We start from the raw sequence: 1,647 nt of genomic DNA, 5'->3' as shown, positions 1-1,647 counted from the left end.
CCGATCTCGGCGGGACGCCCGGCGCGGCGGACGCCTGGCCGGCGCTCTCCTCCGGGCGCAGCAGCACCCGGGCCGACGAGCGAAGGTAGAGGCCGAGCGGCTGCTCCGGAATGGTGGAGTAGGCGCGGATGAAGCGGCGCAGGGCGTGCGCGCAGAGGGGTTCGAGGTCCTCCACCGGCCGGGTGGAGACCGGTTCCAGGGTGAGCGCGAGCTGCTGTTCACCGACCGCGAGCCGGGCCTCGCCGAAGTCCTCGTCGGTCGGGCGCCGTTCCCACAGCCGCGAGGTTCGGGCCAGCGAGCGCAGGGCGGCGGGATCGGGGTGACGCCAGGCGAGCGCCCGCTGCTGCTCGGTGATGGTGGACCGGACCCGCTTGCGGATCTGGGCCAGGTAGCGGAGGTAGTCGCGGCGTTCGCCCTTCAGGCGCTGCTTGCGCTCGCTGGAGCGGCGCATCAGCTGGCCCAGCAGCATGGCGCCGGCGGAGAGCGCCATGACGCCCATCGCCAGGTACATGAAGACGCCGTTCCCGCCGCCGGGGCGCAGGAACATCAGCATCATCGACACCGACATCAGGGCCATCGGCAAATAAGTCCATATCGCCGATGTGTCGGGCACGGTCTCGGCGAGGACCGGTGGCTCCTGAAGGGTCAATTGGCCTTCGGGCATCTCCGGTCCGCGTCTGCGGGCCGGCCGGCGAAACAGCACCACGCTCAAGGAACAGAACCTCCGGTTTTACTGGCTTTCCGGCCCGCGCCGAATACGGGCGCACCCGGCAGCGGGGAAAGACCGCACCGAGCCGATTCTCCGGGCCCGCACGAGGCGGCGAACGCCGGGTGAATGTTTCGAGCGGATATCGGGTGACGGTCAACTCCCGTGATGGACAACTCCATTCCGGACAATGAGTCCGGTCCGCAGCACGATCCGGCGGGCGTAGGCAGTAGTCTGCATTCACGGAACGCGACCTGTCCACGCGGGAGGGCGGTCGCCGGTCGCGCGGACACAATTCCCCCGGTCGGGCAGCCCCGGTTCCCGACCGTGCGCGAGCCGTCCGTACTCTTCGCACATCCCCGCTCCTGGGGAAGAAGTACTCCTGTCAAAGCCCCCACGGAAGACGAGAGTTCAGCTGATGACCGACAGCGCGGTGGCCCAACTGTGCCGCCTGACCGTACGTGCGCCAAGCGTCTCCGTCGATCTGGCCGTGCCGGCCGATGTGCCGGTCGCCGATCTCCTGCCCACGCTGCTGCGTTATGTCGGCGAGGAGGCCGAGGAGGCCGGGCTCGACCACGCGGGCTGGGTGCTCCAACTGCTGGGCGACGCACCCCTCGACGAGGAGACCACCCTCGCCCGCGCCGGGCTCGTCGACGGTGCCGTGCTGTACCTGCGTCCGCACACCGAGGCACTGCCCGAGGCCCGGCTCGACGACCTGGTGGACGGCATAGCCGACACCGCGGGCCGGCGGCTGAAGACCTGGCGCCCGGAGGCTGCCCGCGGCCTCCTGGTGGGCTCCGCGGTGGCGACCGTGATGGCCGCCCTCGCCCTGGTGCTCTGGCCCGGGGCCGACGGCACCGGCTTTTCCCCGGTCGCCTTCGCGGCCGTGACCGGGCTGCTGCCCCCGCCGAACTCCGTGCCGAGGCCGAGCGCCACCTGTC

General features: G+C 71.0%; 1 protein-coding gene and 1 pseudogene. One reads left to right on the top strand and one right to left on the bottom strand.

Features of this window, described 5'->3' with window-relative positions:
• Positions 1 to 664: pseudogene (locus O3Q52_RS52850) on the bottom strand (secretion protein EccC); the annotation flags it as partial.
• 460 nt (positions 665 to 1,124) lie between these two features.
• Between O3Q52_RS52850 and eccD the strand changes: the two are divergent.
• On the top strand, positions 1,125 to 1,647 hold a 523-nt coding region (gene eccD, locus O3Q52_RS52845; protein ID WP_269655511.1), incomplete at its 3' end, for a type VII secretion integral membrane protein EccD.

Source organism: Streptomyces sp. ActVer (assembly GCF_027270795.1).
Lineage (GTDB): Bacteria > Actinomycetota > Actinomycetes > Streptomycetales > Streptomycetaceae > Streptomyces > Streptomyces umbrinus_A.
The sequence above is the reverse complement of the archived record's forward strand: the minus strand, read 5'-3'. Positions and strand labels throughout refer to the sequence as shown.